Origin of the sequence: Streptomyces sp. NPDC102490, from assembly GCF_044765285.1 — a bacterium.
Lineage (GTDB): Bacteria > Actinomycetota > Actinomycetes > Streptomycetales > Streptomycetaceae > Streptomyces.
In genome coordinates this window covers 188,420-212,785 of the sequence record NZ_JBIWJU010000011.1, presented here as the reverse complement: position 1 = coordinate 212,785, position 24,366 = coordinate 188,420, and the positions used below count along the sequence as shown (strand labels likewise).

At 71.0% G+C, this 24,366-nt stretch carries 21 protein-coding genes; 3 read left to right on the top strand and 18 right to left on the bottom strand.

The annotated features are described in order from the left end of the window. Positions 1-6: 6 nt before the first annotated feature. Genes alaS through ACIRGB_RS25955 form a run of 3 tightly spaced genes read right to left on the bottom strand, consistent with a single transcriptional unit; the run spans position 7 to position 3,498 of the window. Positions 7-2,679, bottom strand: a complete 2,673-nt coding sequence (gene alaS / locus ACIRGB_RS25965) for an alanine--tRNA ligase (RefSeq protein ID WP_403869598.1) — start codon at positions 2,677-2,679, stop codon at positions 7-9. Beyond that, positions 2,679-3,041, bottom strand: a complete 363-nt coding sequence (locus ACIRGB_RS25960; protein ID WP_403869595.1) for a hypothetical protein — start codon at positions 3,039-3,041, stop codon at positions 2,679-2,681. Before ACIRGB_RS25960 ends, alaS begins: the two co-directional genes overlap by 1 nt. Positions 3,042-3,048: 7 nt before the next feature. Beyond that, a complete protein-coding gene (locus ACIRGB_RS25955; RefSeq protein ID WP_388822414.1) occupies positions 3,049-3,498 on the bottom strand; it encodes a DUF948 domain-containing protein in 450 nt (149 codons plus the stop codon). Between the two features lie 165 nt (positions 3,499-3,663). On the opposite strand from ACIRGB_RS25955, the gene ACIRGB_RS25950 reads away from it, so the two are divergent. Then, a complete protein-coding gene (locus tag ACIRGB_RS25950) occupies positions 3,664-5,853 on the top strand; it encodes an ATP-binding protein (RefSeq protein ID WP_403869591.1) in 2,190 nt (729 codons plus the stop codon). Positions 5,854-5,898: 45 nt separating this feature from the next. Here the strand turns inward: ACIRGB_RS25950 and rpsD are convergent, their stop codons facing one another. From rpsD to ACIRGB_RS25925, 5 genes are all read right to left on the bottom strand, one after another. Next, entirely contained in the window at positions 5,899-6,513 is a 615-nt protein-coding gene (rpsD, locus tag ACIRGB_RS25945; protein ID WP_003977321.1) for a 30S ribosomal protein S4, read from the bottom strand. A 295-nt stretch (positions 6,514-6,808) separates the two neighbouring features. Further along, complete coding sequence (locus ACIRGB_RS25940) at positions 6,809-8,164, bottom strand: replication-associated recombination protein A (protein ID WP_403869587.1); 1,356 nt, start codon at positions 8,162-8,164, stop codon at positions 6,809-6,811. A gap of 69 nt (positions 8,165-8,233) precedes the next feature. After that, entirely contained in the window at positions 8,234-8,896 is a 663-nt protein-coding gene (locus ACIRGB_RS25935; protein ID WP_403869584.1) for a vitamin K epoxide reductase family protein, read from the bottom strand. A 195-nt stretch (positions 8,897-9,091) separates the two neighbouring features. Next, complete coding sequence (gene hisS / locus ACIRGB_RS25930) at positions 9,092-10,354, bottom strand: histidine--tRNA ligase (protein WP_403869581.1); 1,263 nt, start codon at positions 10,352-10,354, stop codon at positions 9,092-9,094. Between the two features lie 11 nt (positions 10,355-10,365). Next, positions 10,366-11,073 (bottom strand): MBL fold metallo-hydrolase, encoded by a 708-nt coding sequence (locus ACIRGB_RS25925; protein ID WP_403869578.1) that lies wholly within the window; start codon positions 11,071-11,073, stop codon positions 10,366-10,368. Between the two features lie 183 nt (positions 11,074-11,256). On the opposite strand from ACIRGB_RS25925, the gene ACIRGB_RS25920 reads away from it, so the two are divergent. After that, on the top strand, positions 11,257-12,084 hold the full coding sequence (locus ACIRGB_RS25920; protein WP_403869576.1) for a peptidylprolyl isomerase: 828 nt from the start codon (positions 11,257-11,259) through the stop codon (positions 12,082-12,084). 135 nt (positions 12,085-12,219) lie between these two features. Further along, complete coding sequence (locus ACIRGB_RS25915) at positions 12,220-13,449, top strand: DUF349 domain-containing protein (RefSeq protein ID WP_403869573.1); 1,230 nt, start codon at positions 12,220-12,222, stop codon at positions 13,447-13,449. Positions 13,450-13,530: 81 nt separating this feature from the next. Here the strand turns inward: ACIRGB_RS25915 and relA are convergent, their stop codons facing one another. The 10 genes from relA to pdxT form a co-directional block, all read right to left on the bottom strand. Next, positions 13,531-16,074, bottom strand: coding sequence for a GTP pyrophosphokinase (relA, locus tag ACIRGB_RS25910; protein ID WP_403869570.1), 2,544 nt, complete (start codon positions 16,072-16,074; stop codon positions 13,531-13,533). A 172-nt stretch (positions 16,075-16,246) separates the two neighbouring features. Further along, positions 16,247-16,795: an adenine phosphoribosyltransferase gene (locus tag ACIRGB_RS25905; RefSeq protein ID WP_403869567.1), complete on the bottom strand. Its 549-nt coding sequence runs from the start codon at positions 16,793-16,795 to the stop codon at positions 16,247-16,249. After that, positions 16,792-17,913, bottom strand: a complete 1,122-nt coding sequence (gene secF, locus ACIRGB_RS25900) for a protein translocase subunit SecF (protein WP_403869564.1) — start codon at positions 17,911-17,913, stop codon at positions 16,792-16,794. Before secF ends, ACIRGB_RS25905 begins: the two co-directional genes overlap by 4 nt. 3 nt (positions 17,914-17,916) lie before the next feature. Then, positions 17,917-19,734, bottom strand: a complete 1,818-nt coding sequence (gene secD, locus ACIRGB_RS25895) for a protein translocase subunit SecD (protein ID WP_403869561.1) — start codon at positions 19,732-19,734, stop codon at positions 17,917-17,919. Between the two features lie 134 nt (positions 19,735-19,868). Beyond that, positions 19,869-20,381 (bottom strand): preprotein translocase subunit YajC, encoded by a 513-nt coding sequence (gene yajC, locus ACIRGB_RS25890; protein WP_403869558.1) that lies wholly within the window; start codon positions 20,379-20,381, stop codon positions 19,869-19,871. Positions 20,382-20,556: 175 nt separating this feature from the next. Beyond that, positions 20,557-21,630, bottom strand: coding sequence for a Holliday junction branch migration DNA helicase RuvB (ruvB, locus tag ACIRGB_RS25885; protein ID WP_059299546.1), 1,074 nt, complete (start codon positions 21,628-21,630; stop codon positions 20,557-20,559). A gap of 47 nt (positions 21,631-21,677) precedes the next feature. Continuing rightward, positions 21,678-22,283 carry a Holliday junction branch migration protein RuvA gene (gene ruvA / locus ACIRGB_RS25880; protein WP_403869554.1) on the bottom strand — a complete coding sequence of 202 codons (606 nt, stop codon included), beginning with the start codon at positions 22,281-22,283 and terminating at the stop codon, positions 21,678-21,680. After that, a complete protein-coding gene (ruvC, locus tag ACIRGB_RS25875) occupies positions 22,280-22,846 on the bottom strand; it encodes a crossover junction endodeoxyribonuclease RuvC (RefSeq protein ID WP_403869551.1) in 567 nt (188 codons plus the stop codon). The genes ruvA and ruvC overlap by 4 nt, the downstream gene beginning before the upstream one ends. A 110-nt stretch (positions 22,847-22,956) precedes the next feature. Next, positions 22,957-23,709 carry a YebC/PmpR family DNA-binding transcriptional regulator gene (locus ACIRGB_RS25870; protein ID WP_356365152.1) on the bottom strand — a complete coding sequence of 251 codons (753 nt, stop codon included), beginning with the start codon at positions 23,707-23,709 and terminating at the stop codon, positions 22,957-22,959. Positions 23,710-23,756: 47 nt separating this feature from the next. Next, positions 23,757-24,365 (bottom strand): pyridoxal 5'-phosphate synthase glutaminase subunit PdxT, encoded by a 609-nt coding sequence (gene pdxT, locus ACIRGB_RS25865; protein ID WP_403869547.1) that lies wholly within the window; start codon positions 24,363-24,365, stop codon positions 23,757-23,759. Between the last annotated feature and the right edge of the window lies 1 nt (position 24,366).

The window sequence follows — 24,366 nt, the reverse complement described above, 5'->3', positions numbered from 1 at the left end:
GCGTGCTCACTTGGCGGTGTCCGCCACGAGGCGCTCGACGGCGTCGACGGCCTCGCCGATGGCGGCCGGGTTCTGGCCGCCGCCCTGGGCGACGTCCGGCTTGCCGCCACCGCCGCCACCGAGGGTCTTGGCGGCGGTACGCACCAGGTCACCGGCCTTGAGACCGCGCTCGCGGGCGGCCTCGTTGGTGGCGATGACCGTGAGGGGCTTGCCGTTGACCGTGGTGAACAGGGCCACGACGGCGGCCCGGCCGCCCTGGATGCGGCCGCGCACGTCGAGGACCAGCTTGCGCAGGTCGTCGGCGGTGGTGCCGTCCGGGACCTGCCCGGTCACCAGGGCCACGCCCCGCACGTCCTTGGCGGAGTCGGCGAGACCGCCGGCGGCCTGGAGGACCTTCTCGGCGCGGAACTTCTCGATCTCCTTCTCGGCGTCCTTGAGCTTGCCGAGCATCGCGGAGACCTTCTCCGGCAGCTCCTCCGGACGCCCCTTGATCAGCTCCTGGAGCTGGGCGACGACCGTGTGCTCGCGGGCGAGGAAGTTGTAGGCGTCCACGCCGACCAGGGCCTCGATGCGGCGCACGCCCGAGCCGATGGACGACTCGCCGAGCAGCTTGACCAGGCCGAGCTGGGCGGTGTTGTGCACGTGGGTGCCGCCGCACAGCTCCTTGGAGAAGTCGCCGATGGTGACGACGCGCACGCGCTCGCCGTACTTCTCGCCGAACTCGGCGATGGCGCCCTGCTTCTTGGCCTCGTCGATGCCCATGACGTCGGCGCGCACGTCGAGGTCGCGGGCGAGCACCTCGTTGATCTTCTGCTCGACGTCGGTCATCACGGCCGTCGGCACGGCGGACGGCGAGCCGAAGTCGAAGCGGAAGCGGCCGGGCTGGTTCTCGGAACCGGCCTGGGCGGCCGTCGGGCCGAGGGCGTCGCGCAAGGCCTGGTGGGTGAGGTGGGTGGCCGAGTGGGCGCGGGCGATGGCCTTGCGGCGGCGGTCGTCGATGGAGGCCTGCGCCTTGGCACCGACGGTGACCTCGCCGACCTGGACGACGCCCTTGTGGACGTACACGCCCGGGACCGGCTTCTGGCAGTCGCGGACCTCGATCACGGCGCCGGTGTCGACTCGGATCCGGCCGGTGTCGCCGATCTGGCCGCCGCCCTCGGCATAGAACGGGGTGCGGTCCAGGACGATCTCGACCTCGTCGCCCTCGGTGGCGGCCGGGGAGGAGGCGCCGTCGACGAGGATGCCGACGATCGTGGACTCGCTCTCGGTGTCGGTGTAGCCGACGAAGTCGGTGGCACCGGCCTGGTCGGCGATCTCCCGGTAGGCACCGGCGCCCGCGTGACCGGTCTTCTTGGCCTGGGCGTCGGCCTTGGCGCGCTCCCGCTGCTCCTTCATCAGGCGGCGGAAGCCGTCCTCGTCCACGGAGAGCCCCTGTTCGGCGGCCATCTCCAGGGTGAGGTCGATCGGGAAGCCCCAGGTGTCGTGGAGCAGGAACGCCTTGTCACCGGCGAGGACGCTGCCGCCCGCGGCCTTGGTGTCGCTGACGGCGGTGTCGAGGATGTTGGTGCCGGCCTTGAGCGTCTTGAGGAAGGCGTTCTCCTCGGCGAGGGCGACCTTCTCGATCCGCTCGCGGTCGGTGATCAGCTCGGGGTACTGCTGCCCCATCATCGCGATCACGACGTCGATGAGGTCCTTGACGACCGGCCCGGTGGCGCCGAGCAGCCGCATGTTGCGGATGGCGCGGCGCATGATGCGGCGCAGCACGTAGCCGCGGCCCTCGTTGCCGGGGGTGACGCCGTCGCCGATGAGCATCACGGATGTGCGCATGTGGTCGGTGACCACGCGCAGGGACACGTCCGAGGTCTGGGCGTCGCCGTAGGCCACGCCGGTCAGTTCGGTGGCCTTCCTGATGACGGCCATGGAGGTGTCGATCTCGTACATGTTCTGCACGCCCTGCAGAATCATGGCGAGGCGTTCCAGGCCGAGGCCGGTGTCGATGTTCTTGCTCGGCAGTTCGCCGAGGATCTCGAACTCCTCCTTGCCGATGCCCTCGCCCCGCTCGTACTGCATGAAGACGAGGTTCCAGATCTCCACGTACCGCTCGTCGTTGACGGCGGGGCCGCCCTCGACGCCGAACTCGGGGCCGCGGTCGTAGTTGATCTCGGAGCAGGGGCCGCAGGGGCCGGGGACGCCCATGGACCAGTAGTTGTCCTTCTTGCCCAGGCGCTGGATGCGCTCGGAGGGGACGCCCACGACGTCGTGCCAGATGCGCTCGGCCTCGTCGTCGTCCTGGTAGACGGTGATCCACAGACGCTCGGGGTCGAGGCCGTAACCGCCCTTGTCCTGGGGGCTGGTGAGCAGCTCCCAGGCGTATGTGATGGCGCCTTCCTTGAAGTAGTCGCCGAAGGAGAAGTTGCCGCACATCTGGAAGAACGTGCCGTGGCGGGTGGTCTTGCCGACCTCTTCGATGTCCGGCGTGCGCACGCACTTCTGCACGCTGGTGGCGCGGTCGAAGGGCGGCTTGACCTCACCCAGGAAGTAGGGCTTGAAGGGCACCATGCCGGCCGGGACGAGGAGCAGAGTCGGGTCGTCCGCGATGAGCGACGCCGAAGGGACGACGGTGTGACCGCGCTCCTCGAAGAAGCTCAACCAGCGGCGACGAATCTCGGCCGACTCCATCAGTGGTCCTCATTCCGGTTGTACGGGTGCGTCGTCCTGTCGTCGACGACGTACTTCGGGTTGCTGCTGTCGCTGTTCTCGATGGCGTAGGGGTGCCGGGGGGCGGCCGGTTCGCGGTCGACGGGGGCCTTCAGGCCCAGCGCGTCGTCCAGTTCGGCCTCCCGCTGGGCCATGTTGTCGCGGACGTCGAGCGCGAACCCCACCACGCGGTCCCTGACCCTGGTGCCCACGTCGAGGGCCTTGTTCGCCGCGGTGGCGGCGAGGCTGTCGGGGGTGAGCTGCTTGAGCTTCCGGTTGACCTTGGTGGTGGCCCACACACCGGCGGCCATGCCGGTGCCGAACCAGAACGTACGGCGGAACATCGCTCGGTCAGCCCTTCTTCCGCTTCGTCCGCCGCGCGGCCGGGAGCGTGCGGCCCACGATCACGGTACGCCGCGCCTGGGCGGCCGGGGCGGAGATGTCCTCCTTGCGACCGCCGAGTGCCCGGCGCACGCCGTATCCGAACGCCGCGACCTTGACCAGCGGGCCGCCGAAGGTGGAGGCCACGGTGGTGGACAGCGCGGAGGCGTTCGAGGTGACCTCCTGGACGTCGGAGGCGATCGCGTCGACCCGGTCGATCTGGGTCTGCGCGCTGCGCACCGCCGCGGAGGCGTCGGCCAGCAGCGGGACGGCCTGATCGGTCACGTCCGCCACGAGTTTGGTGGTCGTCCTGAGCGTCTGGGCCAGCCTCGCCAGTGCGACGGCGAGGAAGGAGACCAGGATCGCCCAGAAGACGGCCACCAGGATCCCGGCCACCTCGCCACCGGACACTGTGTGCACCCGCTCCCTGAAAGACGTGCCTGAACATCGGGAAAGTCGTGCACCGAGCCTATCGCGCCGGGCGCGGGGCTCCGTACCCGATTCCCCGTCCCGCGCGGCGTGGTCCGGCCGAGTTCGGTGAAGCGATTGTACGGAGTGAATACGGTTCAGTACGCTCCGTGTTTCATGCGAGACCATCGGCGCGACGGCGTCCCGCACGGCAATCTCCCGCTGGAGCTCGACACGTTCGTGGGCAGAGGGGCACAACTGGCGGAGCTGGCCCGGGCGCTGGACTCCGCACGACTGGTGACCGTCACCGGCACCGGTGGCGTCGGCAAGTCCCGGCTGGCCGCGCGGGCGGCCGCGCGGCGCTCGCCCCGGGACGGGGTGTGGCGGGTGCACCTGGCGCCGGTGCGGGACGAGGAGTTCGTCGACTACGCGGTCGTGGAGGCGCTCGGCCTGACCGACCACACGACCCGGCTGCCCCGCGAGACACTGCTCGCGCACCTGGCCGAGCGGGAGCTGCTGCTGCTCCTGGACGGCGTCGAGCACCTGGTGGACGCCTGCGCGGCGCTGGTGACGGACCTGCTCGGCCGCGCCCCGGGGCTGCGGGTGCTGGCGGTGGGGCGCAGGCCGCTGGGCGTGGCCGGGGAGCGGCTCGTCCCGCTGGCGCCGCTGGAGACGGAGGAGGCGATGGAGCTGCTGACGGTTCGGGCCGGGCAGCGGGGCGTCACCTGCGGCTACGCCGCCGACCCGGACGCGGACCAGCGGGAGGTGCGCGAGCTGTGCCGGCGCCTTGACGGAATCCCGCTGGCGATCGAGCTGGCGGCGGGGCGCCTGGGCGCGCTGTCGCCGGGGCAGGTGCTGCGCCGGCTCGACGACCGGTTCCGGCTGCTGACCGGCGGGGACCGCACCGCGCTGCCCCGGCACCGGACGCTGCGCACGGCGATCGGCTGGAGCCACGAGCTGTGCACACCGCCTCAGCGGCTGCTGTGGGCGCGGCTCTCGGTGTTCGCCGGCGCCTTCGACCTGGAGGCCGCCGAGTACGTGTGCAGCGGGGACGGTCTGCCGGCCGACGACGTGCTCGACGTGCTCTCCGCGCTGCTCGCGCAGTCCGTGCTGACCCGTGAGGAGACCCCGGCCGGGGTGCGCTACCGGATGCTCGACACGGTACGGGCGTACGGCGCCGACTGGCTGGAGGCGACGGGGGACGCGGACCGGCTGCGGCGGCGGCACCGGGACTGGTACGTGGGCCTGGCGACCTGGTGCGAGCTGGAGTGGTTCTCGCCGCGCCAGGGCGAGGTCGCCGCGCGGGTGGACGCCGAGCTGCCGAATCTGCGCAGCGCCCTGGAGCACTGCCTGGACGAGCCGGACGGTGCCCACCTGGGCCAGTACCTGGCGGGCGCCCTGTGGTTCCACTGGGTCGGCTGCGGACGGCTGTCGGAGGGGAGGCACTGGCTGGAGCAGGCGGTGCGGCTGGACGCGGAGCCGACGGCGGGCGAGCAGTCCCGGCTGAAGGCGCTGTGGGTGCTCGCCTACGTGGCGATCCTCCAGGGCGACACGGTGCCCGCGCTGGCGGCCCTCCAGGAGTGCCGGGAGGAGGCGGAGCGGTCGGCGAACCCCACGGCGGTGGCGTACGCGGAGCACCGCACCGGCTGTCTGGCGCTGGTCACGGACGACATGCCGCGTGCTGAATCGCTCCTGCGCTCCGCGCTGCGCCGCTACCGGGAGATCGGCGAGCTGAACAGCAACGTGCTGATGGGCCAGGTCGAGCTGGCGATGGCCCGGGCGTTCCAGGGCGATCTGCCGGACGCGGTGCGCCTGTGCGAGGACGTGCGCCAGGTGTGCGAGGACCACGGCGAGCGCTGGACGCGGGGATACGCCCTGTACGTGCTGGCCTACGCGGCCTGGAGCGACGGCGAGCCGGTGCGCGCCCGCGAGCTGCTGGCCGACTGCCTGGGCAGTGCGCACCGCTTCCGCGACCAGCTGGGCTCGGTGCTGGCGGTGGAGCTGCTCGCCCTGGTCACGGTGGCGGAGGGCGACGCGGCGGAGGCGGCGGTGCTGCAGGGCGCGGCGGCTCGGATGTGGCCGACGGTGGGGCTGCCGCTGTTCGGCTCGGCGCACTACAACGCCCCGCACGAGCTGTGCGAGGCAGCGTCCCGGGACCAGCTGGGCGACGAGCGGTACGAGGAGTGCGTACGGCACGGGACACGGCTGGGCCGCCGGGAGGCGGTGGCGCGGGCGCTGCGCCGGCCCGGGGTGCCCGTCTCGCTGCCGGGGCCGCGCCCGACGGCCGGGGGGCAGGCCGCGGCGGGTGCCCGGACGGCGAAGCCCGCCGCCTCGCCCACCCGGAAGGGCGGGGAGACTGCGGGCTGAGGTACCGCTGGTACTGCGCCTGCGCGTGTCAGCGCGTCCGCTGGATCAGCGGGCGTAGTACTCGACGACGAGCTGCTCGTCGCAGATCACCGGGATCTCCTTGCGGTTCGGCTCGCGGTCCAGGCGGAACGCCAGGGCCTTGAGGTTCACCTGGAGGTAGCGCGGGGTCTCGCCGTCGGGGGCGAAGCCACCCTCGCGGGCGATGGTGAAGAGCGTCTTCTCCTTGGAGCGCTCGCGCACCTGCACCACGTCGTCCGGGCGGACGCGGAAGGACGGCTTGTCGACCTTCTGGCCGTTGACCTGGATGTGGCCGTGCACGACCATCTGGCGGGCCTGGTAGATCGTGCGGGCGATGCCCGAACGCAGGACCAGCGCGTCGAGACGGCGCTCGAGCTCGATGACCAGGGCCTCGCCGGTCTTCATGTTGGTCTTGGAGGCACGCTCGTAGGCGCGGACGAGCTGGCGCTCGCTGAGGTCGTACTGCGCGCGCAGACGCTGCTTCTCGAGCAGACGGACCTTGTAGTCCGAGTTCTGCTTGCGGCCGCGGCCGTGCTCACCCGGCGGGTAGGGGCGGGCCTCGAAGTACTTGACGGCCTTCGGGGTCAGCGCGATGCCGAGGGCACGCGACTTCTTGACCTTGGGGCGGGGCTGGTTCGCCACTGTGTGTGTCTCTTCTCTAGGTTTCCGGCTTGTCAGGGTTGAGGGAGGTCGCAATCCGCAGCCGGGGAAACCCGCCGGGTCCGCTCGGGACCTGCCGGGCAGCCGCTCCCCTGGTCTGGGCACATACGTGCAGCACGCGAGTGGCCCACCGACCGCTCCCGGAAGCCGGGTGGTGGTGGGCTGCCCGCGACACCATCGACGGTGCGCGACGCTCCTGGAACCCTTGGGAGGTTCCGGCCGGTTGTCCCGTTCTGACTGCACGGGACTCGGCGCTCCGGGTGATTCTACAGGCTGCTCAGGACGGCTTGCGACCGAGGTGCCCGCGGGTCCACTCCACCGCGTCCGCGTACCGGGCCTCGGCGCCGTGCCGGGTCGGTGTGTAGTACGTCCGCTCCTTCAGCCCGTCCGGGGCGTACTGCTGGGCGGCGATGCCCTCGGGCAGGTCGTGCGGGTACACGTACCCCTGCCCGTGCCCCAGCTTGCCGGCGCCCTTGTAGTGGCTGTCGCGCAGGTGGGCGGGGACCGGGCCGGCGTGTCCCTTGCGCACGTCCTCCAGGGCGGCGCCGATGGCGGTGGTGGCGGCGTTGGACTTGGGGGCCAGGGCCAGGGCGATGGTGGCGTGGCTGAGGGTGAGGGCGGCCTCGGGGAAGCCGATCATGGCGACGGCCTGGGCGGCGGCGACGGCGAGCGGCAGTGCGTTGGGGTCGGCGAGGCCGATGTCCTCGCTGGCGGAGATCATCAGGCGCCGGGCGATGAAGCGGGGGTCCTCGCCGGCCTCGATCATCCGGGCCAGGTAGTGCAGGGCGGCGTCGACGTCGGAGCCGCGGATGGACTTGATCAGGGCGCTGGCGACGTCGTAGTGCTGGTCGCCGTCGCGGTCGTACTTCACCGCGGCGCGGTCGACCGTCTCCTCCAGCGTGGTCAGGGAGACCTCCGCCTCGCCCTTGTCCAGCGCGGCCCCGGCGGCGGCCTCCAGCGCGGTGAGCGCGCGGCGGGCGTCGCCGCCGGCGATGCGCAGCAGGTGCTCCTCGGTGTCCTCGGGGAGGGTGACGGCGTCCTTCAGGCCGCGCTCGTCGCTCAGGGCGCGGCGCAGCAGGTCCCGCACGTCGTCGTCGGTGAGGGGTTCGAGGGTGAGCAGGAGGGAGCGGGAGAGCAGCGGGGAGATCACCGAGAAGTACGGGTTCTCGGTGGTGGCGGCGATCAGGGTGACCCAGCGGTTCTCCACGGCCGGGAGCAGGGAGTCCTGCTGGGCCTTGCTGAAGCGGTGGATCTCGTCGAGGAAGAGGACGGTCTCCTTGCCGTACCCGCCGACCGCGCGGCGGGCGCCGTCGATGACCGCGCGGACCTCCTTGACGCCCGCGGTGATCGCGGACAGCTCCACGAAGCGCTTGTTGGTGGCCTTGGAGACGACGTAGGCCAGGGTGGTCTTGCCGGTGCCCGGCGGGCCCCAGAGGATGACCGAGGAGGGCCCCGCGGGGCCGGACGCGCCCTCGCCGACCAGGCGGCGCAGGGGGGAACCGGGCTTGAGCAGGTGCTGCTGGCCGACGACCTCGTCGAGGGTGCGCGGGCGCATCCGCACGGCGAGGGGGCTGCCGGTCGGGTCCTTCTCCTGGCGTTCTTCGGCTGCGGCGGTGAACAGATCGGGCTCCACCCTCTGAACCCTAAAGGACCGCACCGACAACGCGACGGGCCCGGTGGACCGGGGCGGCCGGCCGGTCCGTCAACTGGTCCAGAAGTCCCACCAGCGGGTGAGGATCATCATGCCGATGATGCCGATGTGCAGCACCGGCAGGACCCAGGTGAACTCGCCGAAGAACGCGCGCAGCCAGCCCGGCGCGGGCAGGAAGCCCTTGCGGACGTTGAAGGAGGTCACGTACCAGAACATCAGGATCGTGGCGACCCAGGCCAGGCAGCACCACAGGCACAGCGAGTTGATCCGGTACAGGGACTGGAACTGCAGCCAGGAGACGAAGCCGACACCGAACAGGCAGCCGGCGTTGAAGGTGAGCCAGTACCAGCGCGGGTAGGTGGCGCGGGCGAGCAGGCTCATGCCGACGCAGATGACGATGCCGTAGGCGACGAGGCCGAGCATCGGGTTGGGGAAGCCGAAGGCGGAGGCCTGGTCGCTCTCCATGATGTTGCCGCAGGAGACGACCGGGTTGAGGCTGCAACCGGGTGTGAAGGTGGTGCCGGCGACCTTGGCCTCGAGGATCTTCTGCTTGTCGATCGTGATGACCCACGCGGCGAGCAGACCGGCCGCGCCCGTGATCACCAGCAGCAGTGCGAGCGCGCGGCTGCCGCCCTCGGTGCGCGGGGTGCGGGTGCCGCTGTCCGGCGCGGACTCTGCCACGGTGGAGGCGTCCTTCACTGTCGTCTTGCTCATCACGCCGATTCCGTCACTGGGGAGTGGGACCTGCTTCGGGCAGGGGCCATTGTGCCGCACGACCCTGTAGGGGCACCGTTCGATGAACATATGAACGGATCGGCGTTCACTCCGTGGAGGCGCGTTCCGGCCAACACCCGTTCCCCGGGGGCACACGCGAACGAAACGCGTGCCCCCGGAGGGGACACCGGCCCGTCAGCCGAGCCTCGACTCCAGCTCCGCGACGATTTCGTTGACGCCGATCGCGGTCTGCTCGCCGGACTCCATGTCCTTGAGCTGGACGACGCCCTCGGCCAGGTCGCGCTCGCCCAGGACCAGCGTGTAGCGGGCGCCGGAGCGGTTGGCCGCCTTCATCGCGGCCTTGAGGCCCTTGCCGCCGTAGGAGAAGTCGGCCGCGACGCCGTTCTTGCGCAGCTCGGTGACCTTGGCGAACAGGATCCGGCGGGCCTCCTCGCCCAGCGGGACGGCGAAGACGGCGGTGGCGGACGGGATGTCCAGTTCGATGCCCTCCGCCTCCAGGGCGAGGACGGTGCGGTCGACGCCGAGGGCCCAGCCGACCGAGGGCAGGGAGGGGCCGCCGATCATCTCGGACAGGCCGTCGTAGCGGCCGCCGCCGCCCACCGCGGACTGGGAGCCGAGCCCGTCGTGGACGAACTCGAAGGTGGTGCGGGTGTAGTAGTCCAGGCCGCGGACCAGCTTCGGGTCGTCCTCGAAGACCACGCCCGCCGCCGTGATCAGCTCGCGCACCTCCTCGTGGTACGCCTTGCAGGCGTCGCACAGGTAGTCGCGCAGCAGCGGGGCGTCGGTGAGCTGCTTCTGGACGTCGGGGCGCTTGTCGTCCAGGACGCGCAGCGGGTTGATCTCGGCGCGGCGCAGGGTGTCCTCGTCGAGGTCGAGACCGCGCAGGAAGTCCTGGAGCGCGGCCCGGTAGACGGGGCGGCACTCCTGGTCGCCCAGGGAGTTGAGCAGGATGCGGAAGTCCTGGAGGCCGAGCGCGCGGTACGACTGGTCGGCCAGGATGATCAGTTCGGCGTCCAGGGCCGGGTCCTCGGCGCCGATCGCCTCGGCGCCGACCTGGGAGAAGTGGCGGTAACGGCCCTTCTGGGGGCGCTCGTAGCGGTACTGCGAGCCCGAGTACCAGACCTTCACCGGCAGGTTGCCCGCCTTGTGCAGGTTGGCCTCCAGGACCGCGCGCAGCACCGGAGCGGTGGTCTCCGGGCGCAGGGCGAGCCGGTCGCCGCCCTTGGTCTCGAAGACGTACATCTCCTTGGTCACGATGTCGGTGGACTCGCCGACGCCGCGCGCGAACAGCTCGACGTTCTCGAAGCCGGGCGTCTCGATGTAGCCGTAGCCGGAGTTGCGCAGCGGGGCGGCGATCGCCTCGCGGACGGCCAGGTACTTGGCGGAGTCCGGCGGCAGCAGGTCGTACGTGCCCTTGGGGGCCTTGAAGGTGCTCACGGAAGGTCTCGTCACATTCCTCGTCGGGGCGCGTCGGGAGCGCCCTGGCCGGCGGCCACCTGCCGCAAGTACGGGTTGGTGGCGCGCTCCTGGCCGATGGTCGTCTGGGGGCCGTGTCCGGACAGCACCACGGTGGAGTCGTCGAGCGGCAGGCACACGCGTGCCAGGGACTCGAGCATGTCGTCCATGGAGCCACCGGGGAAGTCGGTGCGTCCGATGGAGCCGGCGAACAGCAGGTCGCCCGAGAACATGACCGGCGGGATGTCCGCCGTCTCGGGCAGGCCGAAGGTCACCGACCCCTTGGTATGGCCCGGGGCGTGCGCGACGGTCAGCTCCAGGCCCGCCAGCGCCAGCTGCGCACCGTCGGTCAGCTCCTTGACGTCGTCGGGCTCCCCGACGGTCAGCTCGCCCATGAGCGGCATGCCGATGGTGCGGCCGATGCCCTTCTCGGGGTCGCTCATCATGTAGCGGTCCTCGGGGTGGATCCAGGCCGGCACGTCGTGGGCGCCGCACACCGGGACGACCGAGGCGACGTGGTCGATGTGGCCGTGGGTGAGGACGACGGCGACGGGCTTGAGCCGATGCTTGCGGATCGCTTCCTCGACTCCGGGGGCCGCCTGGTGGCCCGGGTCGATGATCACGCACTCCTCACCGGCGGCGGGGGCGACGAGATAACAGTTCGTCCCCCAGGCACCGGCGGGGAACCCGGCAATGAGCACGATCGTCCTTCGTTTGGGTCGGTACGGGTGGGCTTGCGCACGCGTCGCGCCCATGGTCAGAGCCTACCGGCGGTGCCGATTCCTCAGCGAACCCATATACGGTACGGGGCTACACGCCCACGGTCGGCTCATCGCACCCACGCGTACCGGTCGGCACACGAAGACGCATGAGGAGAGAACCCGGTGGTCACCCAGGAGCAGCGGCGGCGTCAGCTCGCCCGGGAGAAGTTCTTGCGGCAGCAGCAGCGCCGCACCTCCGCGCGGCGCAAGGCGCGCATGCGCAACGCCGCGATCGCGTCGGTGCTCGGCGTGATCCTTATCGGCAGCGTCGCGCTGTACACGACCGGCGTGGTCCTGGGGGACGACGACGACAGCAAGACGAACGCGAGCGCGGACGTCACGCCGAGCGCCTCGGCTCCGAGCAAGGCGCCGGACCCGTGCGAGAAGCCCGCCGAGGGCAAGGTCAAAACGCAGACCTGGAAGAAGGAACCTGCGATGACCATCGACAAGTCGGCGCAGTACACGATGAAGCTGGCGACCACGTGCGGTGACATAGACATCGCGCTGAAGGCGGACGCGGCACCGCACACCGTCAACTCGTTCGACTTCCTGGCGGGCAAGGGCTTCTTCGACCACACGCCGTGCCACCGCCTCACCACCAACGGCATCTACGTGCTCCAGTGCGGCGACCCGACGGGGCAGGGCAACGGCGGTCCCGGCTACACCATCCCGGACGAGAACCTGAAGGACAAGAGCCTCAAGTCGAACACGTACCCGGCGGGCACGGTGGCGATGGCGAACACCGGACAGCCGGGCTCCGGCGGCAGCCAGTTCTTCCTCGTGTACCAGGACAGTCCGCTGCCGCCGAGCTACACGCCGTTCGGCACCATCTCCGACAAGGGCATGACCGTGCTGAAGAAGATCGCGAAGGCCGGGGAGAGCACCGGCCAGGGCGACGGAGCGCCCAACGCGACGGTCGTGATCGACAAGGCCACCGTCACGAAATCCTGACCCTCATCAGCGAAAGTTCGGTCGTGCGGGATGCGGACAGGCCCCCCGCCGGTCGCCTATGTTGGCCGTGACGAAACTGTGGACGATGCCCGGGGGTAGCGAAGCCCTCCGCAGGCATCATGTGGAGGAGGCGCTGTGAGCAGCGACCCGTGGGGCCGCGTCGATGAGACGGGGACCGTGTACGTGCGGACGGCCGACGGCGAGAAGGTCGTCGGATCCTGGCAGGCAGGCTCCCCCGAGGAGGCACTGGCCTACTTCGAACGCAAGTACGAAGGCCTGGTTGTGGAGATCGGCCTCCTCGAGAAGCGGGTGAAGACCACCGACCTGTCGGCCAAGGACGCCCAGACCGCCATCGACCACCTGCGCGAGCAGGTGGACGCGCACCACGCGGTCGGCGACCTGGAGGCCCTGCGGGCCCGGCTGGACCAGCTCGTCGCGCTCGTGGAGGCACGGCGCGAGGAGCGCAAGGCCCAGCGGGCCAAGCAGTCCGACGAGGCGCGCGGCGCCAAGGAGGCCCTGGTCGCCGAGGCCGAGGAGCTGGCCCGCTCGGACCAGTGGCGGGCGGCCGGTGAGCGGCTGCGGTCCCTGGTCGACACCTGGAAGGGCCTGCCGCGCCTGGACCGCAAGTCCGACGACGAGCTGTGGCACCGCTTCTCGCACGCCCGCTCGGCGTTCTCCAAGCGCCGCAAGCAGCACTTCGCGCAGCTGGACGCGCAGCGCGAGGAGGCCCGCCGGACCAAGGAACGGCTGGTCACGGAGGCCGAGGCGCTGTCGAACTCGACGGACTGGGGGCCGACGGCCGCGCGCTACCGCGATCTGATGTCCGAGTGGAAGGCCGCGGGCCGCGCCCAGCGCGAGCACGAGGACGAGCTGTGGAACCGCTTCCGCGGCGCCCAGGACGTGTTCTTCGCCGCCCGCAGCTCGGTCTTCGCCGAGCGGGACGCCGAGCAGGCGGAGAACCTGAAGCTCAAGGAGGAGCTGGCCGAGGAGGCCGAGAAGCTCGTCCCGGTCACCGACCTCAAGGCGGCCCGCGCCGCGTTCCGTTCGGTCAACGAGCGCTGGGAGGCCATCGGCCACGTGCCGCGCGACGCCCGGCCGAAGGTCGAGGGACGGATGCACGCCGTCGAGCGGGCCCTCCAGGAGGCCGAGGAGGCCGAGTGGCGCCGGACCAACCCGGAGGCACGCGCGCGTGCCGAGGGCCTGACCGGTCAGCTCCAGGCCGCCGTGGACAAGCTGCGCTCCCAGGTCGAGCAGGCGCGCGCCCAGGGCAACGACGCCAAGGCCGACAAGCTCGCGCGTGAGCTGGAGGGCCGCCAGGCGCTCCTGGACCAGGCGCTCAAGGGGCTGCACGAGTTCGGCGGCTGACGGTCGCGCACCGGACACGAGAGGGGCTCCCGTAGATCGCGTACGGGAGCCCCTCTCAGTGTGTGCGCCTTGTGCGGCCGCCTACGACGGCCTGCGCGCCGACGTCACCCGGTACACGTCGTAGACGCCCTCCACGCCGCGTACGGCCTTCAGGACGTGCCCGAGGTGCTTGGGGTCGCCCATCTCGAAGGTGAAGCGCGAGGTGGCCACGCGGTCCCGGGAGGTCTGGACGGCGGCCGAGAGGATGTTGACGTGCTGGTCGGACAGGACCCGCGTGACGTCCGACAGGAGCCGGGAGCGGTCCAGGGCCTCGACCTGGATGGCGACCAGGAAGACGGAGGACTGGGTGGGTGCCCACTCGACCTCGAGGATGCGCTCGGGCTCGCGGGACAGCGAGTCCACGTTCACACAGTCGCTGCGGTGGACGGAGACGCCGCTGCCGCGGGTGACGAAGCCGATGATGGGGTCGCCGGGCACGGGCGTGCAGCAGCGGGCCAGCTTGACCCACACGTCGTCCACGCCCTTGACGACCACGCCCGGGTCGGCGCTGGTCCGGCGCTTGCGACTGCGTCCGCGGGCCGGCGGGACCGACTCGTCGATCTCCTCGGTGGCCGCCTCCTCGCCGCCGAGCGCCGAGACCAGCTTCTGCACGATGTTCTGCGCCGAGACGTGGCCCTCGCCGATCGCCGCGTACAGCGCGGAGATGTCCGAGTAGCGCATCTCGTGGGCGAGGGTGACCAGGGAGTCGCCGGTGAGGATGCGCTGGATCGGCAGGTTCTGCTTGCGCATCGCGCGGACGATGGCGTCCTTGCCCTGCTCGATCGCCTCGTCGCGGCGCTCCTTGGAGAACCAGCCGCGGATCTTGTTGCGGGCGCGCGGCGACTTCACGAAGCCCAGCCAGTCGCGGGAGGGGCCCGCGCCGGCCGCCTTGGAGGTGAAGACCTCCACCAGGTCGCCGTTGTCCAGGGTCGATTCCAGCGGCACCAGCCGCCCGTTGACCCGGGCCCCTATGGTGCGGTGGCCGACCTCGGTGTGGACGGCGTAGGCGAAGTCCACGGGGGTCGCCCCGGCGGGCAGCGCTATGACGTCGCCCTTGGGGGTGAAGACGAAGACCTCGTTGCGGGAGAGGTCGAAGCGCAGGGACTCCAGGAACTCGCCGGGGTCCTCGGTCTCCTTCTGCCAGTCCAGCAGCTGGCGCAGCCACGCCATGTCGTTGAGGTGGTCGTCCTTGCCCTTGCCGGACGACTTGGGGGCGTCGGTGCGCACCTTGGAGGCGCCGGCGACGGCCTCCTGCTTGTACTTCCAGTGCGCGGCGATGCCGTACTCCGCGCGGCGGTGCATGTCGAAGGTGCGGATCTGCAGCTCGACCGGCTTGCCGCCGGGCCCGATGACCGTCGTGTGCAGCGACTGGTACATGTTGAACTTGGGCATCGCGATGTAGTCCTTGAACCGCCCCGGAACCGGGTTCCAGCGGGCGTGGACCGTGCCGAGCGCCGCGTAGCAGTCGCGGACGGTGTCCACCAGGACGCGGATGCCCACCAGGTCGTAGATCTCCGCGAAGTCACGGCCGCGGACGATCATCTTCTGGTAGACGCTGTAGTAGTGCTTGGGGCGGCCGGTGACGGTCGCCTTGATGCGGGCCGCCCGCAGGTCCTGCTGGACCTCGTCGGTGACGACGGCCAGGTACTCGTCGCGCTTGGGGGCGCGCTCGGCGACCAGGCGGACGATCTCGTCGTACATCTTGGGGTAGAGGATCGCGAAGGCGAGGTCCTCCAGCTCCCACTTGATGGTGTTCATGCCCAGCCGGTGGGCGAGCGGCGCGTAGATCTCCAGGGTCTCGCGCGCCTTCTTCTCCTGCTTCTCGCGCTTGAGGTAGCGCATGGTGCGCATGTTGTGCAGGCGGTCGGCGAGCTTGATGACCAGGACACGCGGGTCCTTGGCCATGGCGACGACCATCTTGCGCACGGTCTCGGCCTGCGCGGCCTCGCCGAACTTGACCTTGTCCAGCTTGGTGACGCCGTCGACCAGCAGGGTGACCACGTCGCCGAAGTCGCGGCGCAGGTCCTCCAGGCCGTACTCGGTGTCCTCGACGGTGTCGTGCAGCAGCCCCGCCATCAGCGTGGCCGGATCCATGCCCAGCTCGGCGAGGATGGTGGTGACGGCGAGCGGATGCGTGATGTACGGATCGCCGCTCTTGCGCTTCTGGCCGCGGTGCCAGCGCTCGGCGACCTGGTAGGCGCGCTCGATCTGGCGCAGGGTCGCCGTCTCGATCTTCGGGTCGTTGCCGCGCACTATGCGCAGCAGCGGCTCCAGGACCGGGTTGTACGGGTTGGCGCGCTGCACGCCGAGGCGGGCGAGACGGGCGCGGACGCGGTTGGAGGAGCCGGAGCGGGCGGGCTGCCCGGCGGGGGCGCGGACCACGGGCGCGTTCTGCGGGCGCTCCGCGGGCAGCGCCTTGGGGCCCGGCTGCTGCTCGGCGGGCTTGTCGACCGGCGCGGACGGGGCGTGCTGGATCGGCCCGCGCGTGTCGTTCTTCGCCTGGGGCGCGCTCGGCGCGGGCTTCGCCGCGGACGCCGAGGCGGACTCGGGCTTTGCGGCGGTCAGTGGCTGGGCCTCGTCTGGCAAGAGGACTCCTCGTGCGCGATCCGGGTCCCCCGGTCAGGCTCCGGATACCCCATGGTAGCGATCCTGCTCTCCGGGATCGCCTTCTGGCCAATGTGGGGGCTGTCAACCCCTGCAACGCCCGGGGCGGGCGCCGGATTCCTCCGGGCCCGCCCCAGGGTGCGGTGTGCGCGGTTCAGACCGTGAGCAGCGCCTTCAGCGGTGCCCCGGCCAGCGCGGGCTCCAGACGGGCCCGCCCGCCGAGGAAGCCCAGCTCCATCAGCACGGCGAGGCCCGCGACCTCGGCACCGGCCCGCCGGATCAGCTCCAGCGAGGCCTCAGCGGTGCCGCCGGTGGCGAGGACGTCGTCGACGACCAGCACGCGGTCGCCCGCGCTGAGGTCCTCGGCGTGCACCTCGATCTCGGCGGAGCCGTACTCCAGGTCGTACGCCTGGCTGAGCGTGGCTCCGGGGAGCTTGCCCGCCTTGCGTACGGGGATGAAGCCGAGGCCCGCCCGCAGGGCGACCGGGGCGCCGAGGATGAAGCCGCGGGCCTCCAGACCGACGACCTTGGTGGCGCCGGTGCTCCCGGCGACCTCGGCGAGCGCGTCGGTCAGGGCGGTGAACGCCGCCGGGTCCGCCAGGAGCGGGGTGATGTCCTTGAACACCACGCCCGGCTCCGGGTGGTCGGGCACGTCCCGGATGCGGCTGAGGAGCAGCTCGGTGAGGTCGGTCGTGCCGGTCATCGGCGCTTCCCCGAGGGTCGGCCGCGGCCCCTGCCGCGGGACGCGGACTGGTTGCGCGGGCCGACGACCGCGGGTGCCGCGTCGTCCGGCTCGTCGGCGTCGTACGCCCCCTCGTCCTCCGCGGACTGCGCGGACTCGCCCTTGGCCGTCGCCTGGGCCCGCTTGGCGAGGACCCGCTTCTTGAGGGCCTTCATCTGCGGCTCGGCCTCCTTGAGGTCGGCGACGAGCGGCGTGGCGATGAAGATCGACGAGTAGGCACCCGCGGCGAGACCGACGAACAGCGACAGCGAGATGTCGTTGAGCATGCCGGCGCCGAGGACGCCGCCGCCGATGAACAGCAGGCCCGCCACCGGCAGCAGCGCGACCACCGTGGTGTTGATGGAGCGGACCAGGGTGCTGTTGATCGAGCGGTTGGCGATCTCCGCGTAGGTCCAGCGGGTCTGTTTGGTGATGTCCCGGGTCTGCTCCTTGAGGCTGTCGAAGACGACGACCGTGTCGTAGAGCGAGTAACCGAGGATCGTCAGCAGACCGATCACCGTGCCCGGGGTGACCTCGAAGCCGACGAGGGCGTAGATGCCCACCGTGATGGTGATGTCGTGGATCAGTGCGACGAAGGCGGCCAGTGCCATCCGCCACTCGAACGCGATCGCCAGGTAGATCACCACGAGGACCATGAAGATCCCGAGGCCCTGCCAGGCCTTGTTCGCGATCTGGTCACCCCAGCTGGGGCCGACCAGGTCGGCGTTGATCTTCTCCGCGGGGACGTCCAGGTTCTTGGAGAGGTCCTCCTTGATCTGGTCCGACTGCTGGGTGTCGGTGCCCGCGATCTGGATGCGGAGGCTGCCGTCGCCGAGCTTCTGGACGATCGCGTCGTGGCCGGAGGCCTCCTCCGACCAGGTCTCGGTCTGGGAGACCGAGGCGCTCATGTTCTTCGGGGTGGTGAAGACCGCGCCGCCCTGGAACTCGATGCCCATGTGCAGGCCGCGCACCGCCAGGCCGACGATGGCCGTGATGGTGATGAGGATCGAGATGCCGTACCAGATCTTGCGGTTCTTGACGAAGTCGTAGCCGACCTCGCCGTGGTGCAGTCGGGCGCCGAGTGTGCCGAGCTTCGACATCTCTCACGCCTCCTTCGGGTCGACAGGGCCGGCGGCAGGACGGGACGGACGGCGGGTGCGGCGCAGCGGGGGCTTGGCACCCAGGGCCTTGGGATCGAGGCCGGACCACTTGTGACCGCTGGAGAAGAACTTGCGCCGGGCCATCAGCGTCAGCAGCGGCTTGGTGAACAGGAACACCACGACCACGTCGAGCAGGGTCGTCAGGCCGAGCGTGAACGCGAAGCCCTGCACCTTGCCCACCGTGACGATGAAGAGCACCGCGGCGGCGAGGAAGGACACGAAGTCGGAGACCAGGATGGTGCGCCGGGCGCGCGGCCAGGCCCGCTCGACGGCGGGACGCAGCGTGCGGCCCTCCCGGATCTCGTCGCGGACGCGTTCGAAGTACACGATGAACGAGTCCGCCGTGATGCCGATGGCGACGATGGCTCCGCACACGGCCGGCAGGTTCAGCGCGAAGCCGATGGTCGGGCCGAGCAGCGCCATGATCACGTAGGTGAGGCCGGCCGAGACCAGCAGCGAGCAGACGGCGATGAACGACAGGCCGCGGTAGTAGAACAGCAGGTAGAGGACGACCAGGGCGAGGCCGATCGCGCCCGCGATCAGACCGGCGTGGAGCTGCTCACCGCCGAGCGCGGCGGTGACGGTGGTGACGCTGTCCTCCTTGAAGGTCAGCGGCAGCGCGCCGTAGGACAGCATGTTGGCGAGGCTCTGGGCCTCCTCCTGGTCGAAGCTGCCGGAGATTTCCGCGTTGCCGCCGGTGAGCGCCTGGCTGACGTACGGGTCGGAGACGACCTGGTTGTCCAGGACGATGGCGAACTGGTTCTGCGGGGACTGGTTCTGCGCCAGCTTGCCGGTGATGTCCGCGAACTTCTTGCTGCCCTTGTCCGTGAACTTCATCGTCACGGTCCAGCCGGCGGCGGTCTGCGTGTTGTAGACGGCCTCGGCCTCGTCGACCTCGGTGCCGTCGACCGCGGCGGGGCCGAGGATGTACTTCTGCCACTGGCCCTGCGAGTTCTGGCCGCAGGCCACGGTCTGCTCGCCGGGCTTGGCGCCCTTGCCCGCCTTGGCGCGGGCGCCCTTGTTCGTGCAGTCCAGCGCCGCGTACTGCTGCTGGAGCTTGGCGGTGGCGTCGTCGCCTGGGGCGCTGGCGCTCGGGGACGGGGCGGCGCCGTCGGAGCTCTTCGCGGACGGGCTGGGGTCGGCCTTCAGGGCGTCGCTGGCGGCGCGGCCCTGGGAGGTGGCGCTCGCCGACGCGGAGTCGGACGGCGTGCCGCTCGCCTTGTCCCCGTCGGTGGCCTTGTCGCCGTCGGTGGCCTTGTCGCCGTCGGTCGCCTTGTCGGTGGCCTTGTCGGTCGCCTTGTCCGTGGCGCCGCCGGCCTCGCTCGGCGAGGGGCTGCCGGTCGCGTTGGCGCCGGAGAGCTCGGTGGCGAGGACCGGACGGAAGTACAGCTTGGCGGTGGTGCCGACCTGCTGCCGGGCTTCCTTCGAGTTCGTCCCCTTGGGGATGTTGACGATGATGTTCCGGTCGCCCTGGGTCTGGACCTCGGCCTCGGACACACCCAGACCATTGACACGGCGGTTCATGATCTCGACCGCGGTGTCCATGTTGGTCTTGTTGATCGCCGACTCCTGGCCCGCCTCCGGCACCGCGCGGAGCGTGATGCTGGTGCCGCCCGCCAGGTCGATGCCGAGACGCGGAGTCGTGTGCCCGGAGGCGAACATGCCTCCGGTGAGCGCCACGATGGCGATCAGGATCAGGGCCAGCGAGCGCCCGGGCTTACTCTGAGCGCTCGCATTCTTTCCCTTTTTAGGTGCTACCACCTTGGTGTACTCCCTCTCGGGCCGCTTCGCGCCCAGAAGGCGTCACCGGCGGCCATCACATGGTGTCCGGATCCGTGCGAGCCGCGCGTCGCGCGGGGTGCGCGGGACCCGTCCCGCGCACCCCGGGGCACGGCTTACTTCGCCTCGGAACCGCCGTCGGACTTCTTCGCCTGCTCGTCCGTCTTCGCCTCGGCGGGCGCGGCGTCGACCGTCGGCTCGTCGGCCGTCTTGTCGGCGGGCTCGACGGCCTTCTTGCCGAGGTCGACGGACTTGTCGTCGGAGGCGGCGTCGGCGGGGGCGTCGGTCTCGGTGAGGGAGGAGGCGTCGTCGGGGACGACGTCCGCGTCGGACTTCAGGTCGTACTCGATGCCGTGGACGATGCGGTTGTACTCGTCGTCGGAGAGGACGGCACCGATCGAGTTCTTGGCGAAGAGCAGTTCCACCCCCGGGCCGGCGTCGAGGAGGACCGTGTCGTCGTTGACCTCCTTGACCGTGGCGTACATGCCCCCGATGGTGCGGACACCGGTTCCGGGCTGCATCTCGTTCCGCATGGTGGCGGCCTGCTGCTGCTTCTTCTTCGCCGACCGGGTCATCAGGAACATGGCCCCGATGAGCACGATGAACGGGAGGAGGGTCACGAGACTCACGGGTCGGTACTTCCTTCACACGACCGCGATGGTGAGCGGCCTGATGGTTGGGGGTGTGTACACCGCCGACAAGGGCGGCATCGGCGGAGTCTAGGCGAGTCCGCGCGCATGGAACAACGCCCAGCATGGCACCGGGGTTCCTGCTCCGGCGAATGTGCCTCGCGTGAGCGGGTCGTCACGCCCCGAACAAGTCCTGTTGTCCGTTTCCTGAACTCTGGGAACGCGGCGGGGTGAGGCCGAGATGCGCCCATGCGGCCGGAGTGGCCACCCGTCCGCGCGGGGTGCGGGCGAGCAGACCCTCCCGTACGAGGAAGGGTTCGGCGACCTCTTCCACTGTCTCACGCTCCTCCCCCACGGCGACGGCGAGCGTGGACAGGCCGACCGGTCCGCCGCCGAACAGCTTGAGCAGGGCTTCCAGCACCCCGCGGTCGAGGCGGTCGAGGCCCCGGGCGTCGACCTCGTAGACGGCGAGGGCGGCCGCGGCGATCTCCTGGGTGATCAGGCCGTCGGCCTTGACCTGGGCGTAGTCGCGGACCCGGCGCAGCAGACGGTTGGCGATGCGGGGGGTGCCGCGGGAGCGGCCGGCGATCTCGGCGGCGCCGGTGGGGTCGATCTCGACGTCGAGCAGGCCGGCGGAGCGGTGGATCACGCGCTCCAGTTCCGCCGGTCCGTAGAACTCCATGTGGGCGGTGAAGCCGAAGCGGTCGCGCAGCGGGGGCGGCAGCAGTCCCGCGCGGGTGGTGGCGCCGACCAGGGTGAAGGGGGGCAGCTCCAGGGGGATGGCGGTGGCGCCGGGGCCCTTGCCGACGATGACGTCGACGCGGAAGTCCTCCATCGCCATGTAGAGCATCTCCTCGGCGGGCCGCGACATGCGGTGGATCTCGTCGAGGAAGAGGACCTCGCCCTCCTGGAGCGAGGAGAGGATCGCCGCGAGGTCGCCGGCGTGCTGGATGGCGGGGCCGGAGGTGATGCGGATGGGGGCTTCCATCTCGGCCGCGATGATCATCGAGAGGGTGGTCTTGCCGAGGCCGGGGGCGCCGGACAGGAGCACGTGGTCGGCGGTCGCCCCGCGCGCGCGTGCGGCACGCAGCACCAGGTCGAGCTGTTCGCGGACCTTCTCCTGGCCGATGAACTCACCGAGGTCCTTGGGGCGCAGGGCCGCCTCCACGGCCTGGTCCTCGCCGTCGGCGACCGCGCCCACCAGCCGCTCGGCGGCGGCCTCCGCGTCGGTCGTGTCGTCCCAGTTCACTTGATTCTCCTTGCCGTGGCGCACCGGGTCGGTGGTGGCGGGCGTGGTCAGCGGGCGCGGTTCAGCGTCTGGAGGGCGGCCTTGAGCAGCTGGCCCACCTGCGGCGTGCCCCCGGCGGCCTCGGCCTGCGGCGCCACGGCGGAGACGGCCTCGTCGGCCTCGCGGGTGGCGTACCCGAGGCCGATCAGGGCGGCGTGCAGCTGGTCGCGCCAGCCGGTGCTGACCGGGGCGCCGACGACGGGGGCGCCGATGGGCTCGCCGAGCCGGTCCTTCAGCTCCAGGAGCAGCTTCTGCGCGCCCTTCTTGCCGATGCCGGGGACGGCGGTGAGCGCCTTCTCGTCGCCGGTGGAGACGGCTCTGCGCAGGGCGTCGGGCCGGTGCACGGCGAGCATGGCCTGGGCGAGGCGGGGGCCGACGCCGCTGGCGGTCTGGAGCAGCTCGAAGACCTGGCGCTCGTCGTCGTCGGCGAAGCCGTACAGCGTGAGCGAGTCCTCGCGCACGACGAGCGAGGTGGCGAGCTTGGCGGGCTTGCCGAGCCGGAGGGCGGAGAGCGTGTTCGGCGTGCACTGGACGGCCATGCCGACGCCGCCGACCTCGACCACCGCGGCGTCGGGTGCGAGGGCGGCGACGGTGCCGCTGACGAAGGCGATCATGCGGGGCGGCCTTTCGACGGGTGGGAGGTCCGCGGGCGCTGCGGGCCCTGCGCGGCGTGCAGGGCCACGGCCTGCTGGAGGCGGTTCTGCGCGGGGGCGCGCCAGATGTGGCAGATGGCGAGCGCGAGGGCGTCGGCGGCGTCGGCCGGCTTGGGCGGGGCGGCGAGCCGCAGCAGGCGGGTGACCATGGCACCGACCTGCGCCTTGTCGGCGCGGCCGCTGCCGGTGACGGCGGCCTTGACCTCGCTGGGCGTGTGCAGGGCGACGGGGATGCCGCGGCGGGAGGCGCACAGGATCGCCACCGCGCTGGCCTGGGCGGTGCCCATGACGGTGCGGACGTTGTGCTGGCTGAAGACGCGCTCCACGGCGACGAACTCCGGCCGGTGCTCGTCGAGCCACCGCTCGATGCCCTGCTCGACGGCGACGAGGCGGTGGCCGAGGTCGGCGTCCGCGGGCGTGCGGACGACGCCGACGCCGATCATGGTGAGCGGCCGACCCGCGACACCCTCCACGACACCGACCCCGCAGCGGGTCAGCCCCGGGTCCACCCCCAGTACGCGCACGTAACCCGGCCCCTCTCGTCGATCACCTGTTTGTGCAGGCTATCGGGTGCCACCGACAAAGCGACGGGCCGACGGAGTGTGTCCCCGTCGGCCCGCTGAGCAGGGACGCGTTACGCGTCGACCTTCTCCATGATCTCGTCGCTCACGTCGAAGTTGGCGAAGACGTTCTGCACGTCGTCGCTGTCCTCCAGGGCGTCGATCAGCCGGAAGATCTTCCGCGCGCCCTCCTCGTCCAGCTCGACCTGCATGGTCGGGACGAAGTTGGCGTCGGCGGACTCGTAGTCGATGCCGGCCTCCTGGAGGGCGGTGCGGACCGCGACCAGGTCGGTGGCCTCGCTGAGCACCTCGAAGGACTCGCCGAGGTCGTTGACCTCCTCCGCTCCCGCGTCCAGGACGGCGCCGAGGACGTCGTCCTCGCTCAGCTCGCCCTTGGGCACGATCACGACGCCCTTGCGGTTGAAGAGGTACGACACCGAGCCCGGGTCGGCCATGGAACCGCCGTTGCGGGTCATGGCGACGCGGACGTCGGAGGCGGCGCGGTTGCGGTTGTCGGTGAGGCACTCGATGAGCACCGCGACGCCGTTGGGACCGTAGCCCTCGTACATGATCGTCTCGTAGTCGGCGCCACCGGCCTCCAGGCCGGCGCCGCGCTTGACCGCGGAGTCGATGTTCTTGTTCGGGACCGACTGCTTCTTCGCCTTCTGGATGGCGTCGTACAGCGTCGGGTTGCCGTCGATGTCGGCACCGCCCATGCGGGCCGCGACCTCGATGTTCTTGATCAGCTTCGCGAAGAGCTTGCCGCGCTTGGCATCGATGACGGCCTTCTTGTGCTTCGTCGTGGCCCATTTAGAGTGGCCGGACATCTGCCTGTCTCCTTCGCGTAACCCGTCTTTGTACGAACGGAGGAATCCTACAAGGACTCCGCCGCCCGGTTGGCGCGCACCATGTCGGCGAAGAGCCGGTGCACCCGGTGGTCGCCGGTCAGCTCCGGGTGGAACGACGTGGCCAGCGCGTTGCCCTGGCGGACGGCGACGATGTGACCGTCGTGCTCGGCGAGCACCTCGGCGGCGGCGCCCACGGACTCGACCCAGGGAGCGCGGATGAACACGCCCTCCACGGGAGCGCCCTCGACGCCCCGGACGTCGACGGCCGCCTCGAAGGACTCGTTCTGCCGGCCGAAGGCGTTGCGGCGCACGATCATGTCGATGCCGCCGACCGTCTCCTGCCCGGAGCGCGGGTCGAGGATCTTGTCGGCCAGCATGATCATGCCCGCGCAGGTGCCGTAGACGGGCATGCCGTCGCGCACGCGCGCGCGGAGGGGGTCCATCACTCCGAAGAGGACGGCGAGCTTGGAGATGGTGGTGGACTCGCCGCCGGGTATGACCAGGCCGTCCACCTCGGCGAGTTCTTCGGGGCGCCTCACCGGCCTGGCCACGGCGTCGGCCACGGCCAGGGCGACGAGGTGCTCCCGTACGTCGCCCTGGAGGGCCAGGACGCCGATGACGGGGGTGTCACTCATG

Bases quoted from the DNA above. Each gene is read 5' to 3' on its own strand.
- alaS (WP_403869598.1), bottom strand. From the start codon at position 2,679: ATGGAGTCGGCCGAGATTCGTCGCCGCTGGTTGAGCTTCTTCGAGGAG.
- ACIRGB_RS25960 (WP_403869595.1), bottom strand. From the start codon at position 3,041: ATGTTCCGCCGTACGTTCTGGTTCGGCACCGGCATGGCCGCCGGTGTG.
- ACIRGB_RS25950 (WP_403869591.1), top strand. From the start codon at position 3,664: ATGCGAGACCATCGGCGCGACGGCGTCCCGCACGGCAATCTCCCGCTG.
- ACIRGB_RS25935 (WP_403869584.1), bottom strand. From the start codon at position 8,896: ATGAGCAAGACGACAGTGAAGGACGCCTCCACCGTGGCAGAGTCCGCG.
- ACIRGB_RS25905 (WP_403869567.1), bottom strand. From the start codon at position 16,795: ATGACCGGCACGACCGACCTCACCGAGCTGCTCCTCAGCCGCATCCGG.
- secF (WP_403869564.1), bottom strand. From the start codon at position 17,913: ATGTCGAAGCTCGGCACACTCGGCGCCCGACTGCACCACGGCGAGGTC.
- ruvA (WP_403869554.1), bottom strand. From the start codon at position 22,283: ATGATCGCCTTCGTCAGCGGCACCGTCGCCGCCCTCGCACCCGACGCC.
- ACIRGB_RS25870 (WP_356365152.1), bottom strand. From the start codon at position 23,709: ATGTCCGGCCACTCTAAATGGGCCACGACGAAGCACAAGAAGGCCGTC.
- pdxT (WP_403869547.1), bottom strand. From the start codon at position 24,365: ATGAGTGACACCCCCGTCATCGGCGTCCTGGCCCTCCAGGGCGACGTA.